5 protein-coding genes are annotated in these 6772 nt (G+C 66.0%); 3 read left to right on the forward strand and 2 right to left on the reverse strand.

What is annotated here, in order from left to right:
* Nucleotides 1–428 precede the first annotated feature (428 nt).
* Nucleotides 429–1667 carry a glycoside hydrolase family 26 protein gene (locus U9977_RS22490; protein WP_322751276.1) on the forward strand — a complete coding sequence of 413 codons (1239 nt, stop codon included), beginning with the start codon at nucleotides 429–431 and terminating at the stop codon, nucleotides 1665–1667.
* 35 nt (nucleotides 1668–1702) lie between these two features.
* On the opposite strand, the gene U9977_RS22495 is transcribed toward U9977_RS22490, so the two are convergent.
* Nucleotides 1703–2323, reverse strand: a complete 621-nt coding sequence (locus U9977_RS22495) for a TIGR03085 family metal-binding protein (RefSeq protein WP_322751277.1) — start codon at nucleotides 2321–2323, stop codon at nucleotides 1703–1705.
* 51 nt (nucleotides 2324–2374) lie between these two features.
* Nucleotides 2375–3190, reverse strand: a complete 816-nt coding sequence (locus U9977_RS22500; protein WP_322751278.1) for a hemerythrin domain-containing protein — start codon at nucleotides 3188–3190, stop codon at nucleotides 2375–2377.
* Nucleotides 3191–3910: 720 nt separating this feature from the next.
* Here U9977_RS22500 and U9977_RS22505 point away from each other — a divergent pair.
* Nucleotides 3911–5101: a magnesium and cobalt transport protein CorA gene (locus tag U9977_RS22505; protein ID WP_322751279.1), complete on the forward strand. Its 1191-nt coding sequence runs from the start codon at nucleotides 3911–3913 to the stop codon at nucleotides 5099–5101.
* A 769-nt stretch (nucleotides 5102–5870) separates the two neighbouring features.
* Nucleotides 5871–6242 (forward strand): hypothetical protein, encoded by a 372-nt coding sequence (locus tag U9977_RS22510; protein WP_322751280.1) that lies wholly within the window; start codon nucleotides 5871–5873, stop codon nucleotides 6240–6242.
* The last annotated feature ends 530 nt before the right edge of the window (nucleotides 6243–6772 follow it).

Consider the following 6772-nt stretch of genomic DNA (forward strand, 5'->3'; position numbering starts at 1 on the left):
GTGCAGAAGTCTGATCAATAACTCCTTGACCTGCCAGTATGCCCATCTGGCGGGTGCTGAACCGGGTCCGTGTAGCCTCATCGTCCGATGATGACTTTGCTGCCGCAGGCCCACGCCAGGCCTGCTGAAGCCCGTCGCCCGGAACATTTCCCTATCTGCGAGGCCCACGTGTCGTGCGGCGACGTCCACTTCGGCGACGTCCAGGGTCGCGAGACGGCCCCGTCACGCGGAGGGAGTCAACTGTGAAACACAGAGAAACCACCGATGAAACACGTTACACACTGCAAAAAACAACATCTGCCGATGCAGCAGAATCGACAACGGACCAGCAAGAACTCGTCCAGGTCGCAGCGGAAAGCAGGCGCGCGCTCGCACCCCGCACGGCAGCGCCACCCAGGTTCGGCCCGACAGCGGCAGCCAAGAAGGTGGTGTCGATCCGTGGCCGGGTCTGGCTCGCCGGCCTGGGTGCTCTCGCGGTCGCTGCCACGAGCCTTGGCTGTCACGTCGCCCCGATCAGAGGTGATGGTGTCGGGAATGCAACGCTGGCGACCACGTCCGGGCCGTCCGTCACGCCGGTCGCCGGCGCGTCCATCCCGACGGCCGGGGTCGGCAACGACGACCCGAACAGCGGCCCTGGCCACGCGCCGGCCGCCAGCAGCAGCACCTACGCCGGACCGCCACAGGTCGCCACCACCGTCCGATCAGCCGCCGTGGCCGCCGTGGCGCCCGGCGGATCGATAGTTCCCGGCGGAGTCACAGTTCCCGGCGGAGCCACAGTTCCCGGCGGCGGCCCCCTGTCCGGCGGATGGACCAGCGGCGTCGCCGCGGGCACTCTGGCGGAGGCGAACCAGTGGGCTGCCTTTCGTGGCCGGCCGGTTGACGTGATCGTCACCTTTGCCGACCGGTCAAGCTGGGAAACGATAACGCACCCATGGCTCGGCTCGGACCCCGAGAAATTCGCCGGCTTCGCCGGCACCTGGGTGATCAGTCAGCCGTTCTTCCCCGACTCCGGCGGCGACATCGGCGCCTGCGCGTCGGGAGCGTACAACTCGCACTGGCAGGAGTTCGGCCGGTGGCTGATCGGTCAGGGCCGCGCGAACAGCATCGTCCGGCTTGCCTGGGAATTCAACGGCGACTGGTTCCCCTGGTCTGCGTCGAACAAACCGGGGTCATGGGTCGGCTGCTTCCAGCAGGTGGTCGGTGCCATCCGGCAGACAGATGCCCAGGCCCGGATCGACTGGACGCTGAACTCGCACACCGACGGCGCCTTCGATTTCTACCCGGGTGACGCATACGTCGATGTCATCGGCATCGACACCTTTGACATGTGGCCGGCAAGTACAGACGAGAACTCCTGGAACACCCAGTGCGACGAAGCCGAAGGACTCTGCTCTGTGATCAAGTTTGCCCGCGCGCACGGCAAGAAGTTCTCCGTGCCGGAATGGGGGCTCGTCGGCACCCACGACACCGGTGCCGGAAGGGCCGGGCAGTCCGGCGGAGACAACCCCTTCTACATCCGGAAAATGCACGACACGTTCGTCGCCAACGCCGATGTCGTGTCGTACGAGGCGTATTTCAGCAATTCGGACCCGGGCAACGTCCATTCCTCCCTGACCGGCCCAGTTGAAGAGCCCAGCAGCGCCCAGGCCTACGCATCGCTGTGGTGACGACGTTGCCGCCGCTACGATGAGCGGCTACCCACTCACAGGCTGACCCGGTCTTCGGCGAACGCCGTGACCACGCCGTTGTCGCCGTGAATGTCGACAACGGCGTGGTCACGGCGACCGAAGGCGAACAGGAGGAGTTCGGCCGGGTCGCCGACGAGGGTCACGTTACCGGCACCACGCCGCAGCACAACCCGCCCCGGGCCGTCAGCACGCTCGGCGATCACTCCGACGGCGGACCGCCGGTAGGCGGCCCGACCGAACAGTTGAAACGATCTCCACAACGCCAGCTGCGTCCCCGCGTCAAGCAGGGGTCGCTCCCATCCGGGTCTGGCCCGCCGAACGTCCTCATGATGGACGAAGAACTCGACCAGGTTCGTGGCATCGTCAACCGGTCCGACACGGGCTGGATGCCACCACGGCGGGCCGCCACGGAAAATTTCCACCAGGTTCGGATAGGTGTCGCCGCGCATCGTGGACCGCTCCGCCGCCACCGTCACACCGTGCAACCACTTTATCGCCAAACCAGGCAGCGCGTGCGGCACCCGGTCCCGAGTCACCAGATGAGCGACAAGATCATGCGCCGTCCAACCGTCGCACAAGGTGGCCTGTGCCGGACCGACCTCATCCAGAAGATCCGCAAGGGTCACACGCTGCACACGAGCACGTCCCATACGCGTAATCCTAGGACCTCGCCATCATCTCGGTGGCTACCGACGCGGTCGCCGTCGCCCTCGCGGCCCGTGCCCTCCAACCCCGGCCGCCTGGGCGCCACGAGGGACCTGCCGCCGACCGGCGATGCCACCAGCGTCGGTGCTGGCGGCACCAGGGGCACCAGAGGAGACATCGGTGCTGGCGGTGCTGGCGGTGTCCGGCGACGGAGCCGGAGTCGGAGTCGGACGTCCGAGCAGGTACCAGCCCCACAGTCCCGCCGGCGCGGGTGCCCGGATCCGTCCACCCGCGGCAACCCGGGCATCCATGGTGTCGAGGACATGATCCCAGCTCCCGGCAAGCCGCAGGACGAGGCCTCCAACCACAGCGGAGCGGGGAATGTACGGGTGGGGGCGGGTGGGTGCCCGCCGCATCGCCCGTCGGAACGACATGATGAGCCGGCGACGCTCGTCCGAGGAAAGTTCCTTCTCAAGGTCGGCAACCAGAATGTCCTCAGCGGCGATGTGCTGCTCCTCGAGCTCGGCCAAGCGCTCGCGCAGCGCTCCCATCGACTCGCCCGGCCGGTGCACGTCGCCCTGGATGTGCTGGGAGATGCCACGTAGCACCGACGACGTTTCCCGCCCCTGGGCACACAGCTCCGCGATACGCGGCCGGCTGTCCGGGAGGCGGCGGCGCGCCACCGGGTAAATGGAGGTCTGCACCGAGTACATATGTGCACTGATCGCCGCAACCGCGGTATCGGCAGCCCGCAATGCGCGTCTGGGGTCCCCGGAGGTCGCCGCTTCGGTGAAGGTCAGCTTGACAAGCTGCGTCGCATCATCATGGGAGGCGCTGATCATCTCAAGGAGGGACATCTCGCCCGGATCATTCCGTTCGCCGACCCCGGGATCCCTGACTGGTCGTCCATCTCCCGGCCCCGTTGTGGATCCCGGCCCCGTCGCGGATCCCGGCCCTGTTGTGGACGTCATCGCCACCCCCACGCCTGCGTACTTCCACGGTGCGACGACCGAGCCGACAGCAGCGAATTCGGCACACTACGGTCGACCGTCGACGGTCATCGGTCAAACTGTACGCTCAAGGTTTGAGCTCCGCTATTCACCCGACGACACCAACGCAAGGTGCGTGCCCCGGCCCCGCGAGGCCGCGCCCCTGTTACCGGACGCTCTTCAGGAACGATGTGCATCTGGTGTTGTGGCAGAAGCATCAGATTCACATCGTTAAGAGCGCCTGGCAGTAGGGGCGTGGGTCAAGGAGTGGGGCTGGGGCGGGTGGGATCGCGAGGTGCGAGAAGGGGGCCACCCTGGTGGTGGGTGTCGACCGACGAGCCGGGGTACCCGTGCATCGCGCAGCGATGGACGGGTAGCGATGGACGGGTAGCGCTGGACGGGTAGCGCTGCGGCAAGGTGCGTGCCCCGGTGCCGCCACGCCACTGGCACGCCACGCCACTGGCGCTGGCACGGCATGGCACGCCCCTCTTGTCGGGCGCTCTAAGCCCGCTCGAAACACCCGGCACCAGAAGAGGCCAGACCGACATACCTGGCGACCGGCAGGACCATCGACGGAAGGAACCGCAAGTGAGCGACGATCATGTCGATGACGACACCGGCGATCGGCATGACAGGCGGTACCCGTCCGCACCGCATGCAGCCAGCCATCCGTCGACCCCGGCGGGATGGCTGGCGGGTGCCCTGGCCAGACCAGTATCCCTGGTCCGAATGGTCCCCAAACGGCGCCGCACCCGCCCTGAGGACCCTTCGACACCAACCGGCCGGGTGGTCGCCTGCCACGTCTACCGGGACGGCGCTCGCGACCCGCAACCTATCCACCACACCGATGCCCTGCGCGTCGCCCGGGAGCACCACCGCGGTAGTTTCGCCTGGCTCGGCCTTTACGAACCGAGTGCGGCGGATCTGTCCAATATCGCCGATGTCTACGGCCTGCATCCCCTCGCCGTCGAGGACGCCGTCACCGCCCACCAACGGCCGAAGCTGGAACGATACGGGGAGACGCTTTTCGTTGTCCTCAAGACCGCCTGTTACGTGGAACACGAGGAGCTGACCGCGACATCGGAAATCGTCCACACCGGCGAGGTGATGGTATTTCTCGGACGGGACTTCATCGTCACGGTCCGCCATGGTGAACACGGCGGGCTCCAAGCGCTGCGCAGCCGGTTGGAGAAGCAACCAGAAATGCTACGCCTAGGACCGTCGGCCGTCCTCCACGCCATCTGCGACCAGATTGTCGATGATTACCTGGTCGTCACCGAAAAGATCGAAGTCGACATCGACACCATCGAGGGCTCGGTCTTCCGCCGCTCGACCCGCCCCGACGCCAGCAAGGTCTACCAGCTCAAACGCGAGGTGCTTGAGCTCAAACACGCCGTCACGCCACTTGCCGCTCCGGTGCGGGCGCTCACCGAGCCGGGCGTCGGCAGGATCCCACCGCGGATTCAGGAGTACTTCCGTGATGTAGCCGACCACCTCGAACTGGTCACCGAGCGAATAGCGCGATTCGATGAACTGCTGTCGTCGATCATCCAGGCAACCCTGACGCAGGTGACCATCGCGCAGAACGAGGACATGCGCCGTATCAGCGCCTGGGTCGCCATCGCCGCGGTTCCGACGGCGGTCGCCGGCATCTACGGAATGAATTTCGATCATATGCCGGAGCTGCGGCAGGTCTGGGGATATCCGGCCGTTCTCTGTCTGATGGCGACGATCTGCTTCGCGCTGTATCGGTCCTTCAAGCGCAACGGCTGGCTGTAATCACAGATAAAAAACCCAGGCGACAAGAACCATACAACAACGACCACGCATCAAGCCGATGGTGTAGTCTATTACGCCCGTTGAATCACCGGGATCAGGTCACTGCAACCGACCGCCTCACCCGTGAACCCGGTACGGTGAAGAGGAAACCCGCCGGCCGAAGGTCATACGATCATGATACCGCTCGCCCGGCCACAGGCCCCGGGCAACCTGAGTCGGGGTACCGGCTGCCGCGGAGAGGCGAGAGTAGATCGGTGCCCCGAACCAGGCAAATCCAGGTGGATTACGGACGTACCAGACCCCGTCGTGCGGCCATCGCAGGGCGTGGGTATCACCCGTTCGGACTATCGCCAGGGGTGCTGCGGGTCAGGCCCGGCCGCTGGGTGGATACCACCGGAGCGCCCTGCCGTCCTCCCGTTCGGCCCTACCGCTCCTGAGGACAGCGACCCATCAGGACTACCGTCTCGCTTTGATAGCTATTTACGACTATGCAGTTCCGATATATCACCCGACGACGGGATTCACGAAGACCACGGCGTCGGCTACCGTAATCGGCTGTGTCGGCCCTTCGCGCGGGAACCCACCGTCAACCGCCGTCCCAGCGGCCGGCCAACGGCAGACGGCTAGGACTGCGATCACACCCCGTGCTGACCCTTGCAACGGACCTGCATGACAACGGTCACATCCCCCGCCGCGCCCACGACCTGACGTGCCTCAGCACACGGGACGACATCCGTGACATGGCCCACGACGTGCACGACGCGGTCCGATGACCAAACCGACGTACCCGGTTCGCAATGATCTTATCGCGGAGCTGGTAACAAGGTTGGACCAACTTGATCAGCTCCTCGGGCGGCTGGAGGATGCTGAGCGCCAGGCCGCGGACGCCAGCGAGCACCTGATGCGTACCCGGCGGTGGCAGGAGGACACGGTTCGTGCGATTCAGGATGAGCGGGCGCAGATGCGCACTCATCAGCGGGCCCTGGACGATCTCGCGGACCGCGCGCAGGCCGCCGTCGAAGCCCTGTCCGGCCATTACCGCTCCCTGCCTGCCGAGGTTCACCAACTCGCGGTCGAACTGCACGTCCTGGAGACCGCCGGCCTGCTCTCCCGCCGCGCGACCCGCACCCGCCGCCACTGACCCCGGGCCGCCACTGACCCCGGGCCGCCACTGACCCCGGGCCGTCACAGCCCCGGGCGGGCCGTGTGGCTCACGCGGGATGCGCCCCCGCGGGATGCAGGAGCGAGACATCTCATAGCGATCGACACTATCCGTGATCGGATGACTCTACCAAGGCGACAATTTTCACTACTACATGGCAACGAAAGATAACTATCGGCACTCGAGTGCCCCCCGCCGCCAGACTGTCGTCGCTATGGCGTAATGTCATCTTCCGCATCCTGTGGGTCACGGCATCGGGCGCCTCAGCCAGGCGGCCTGCCGCCCGGACCAACAGGTCAGGGCATGGCGGCGAGCTGGTCGGCATGGAGGATGGGAGGAGCCGATATGGTCACTTCTGTGAGCACTCGCCGTAGTTGTGAGGGACTAGTGTTTACTGGCACCATCCTTTTGAACTAGTCTCACCCCGACGTCACGACAACACCGGGCCGAACGCCGAATCCTGCCCACGGTCCCGGTGTCCCCTCCGAGTCGTCACCAGGGCAGGAGCG

Source organism: Protofrankia sp. Cas8 (assembly GCF_963555845.1).
In the GTDB taxonomy this organism is placed as follows: domain Bacteria; phylum Actinomycetota; class Actinomycetes; order Frankiales; family Frankiaceae; genus Protofrankia.

What these genes read in the sequence shown, in the direction of transcription:
- U9977_RS22510 (WP_322751280.1), top strand. Translation starts at nt 5,871, where the DNA reads ATGACCAAACCGACGTACCCGGTTCGCAATGATCTTATCGCGGAGCTG.
- U9977_RS22500 (WP_322751278.1), bottom strand. Translation starts at nt 3,190, where the DNA reads ATGTCCCTCCTTGAGATGATCAGCGCCTCCCATGATGATGCGACGCAG.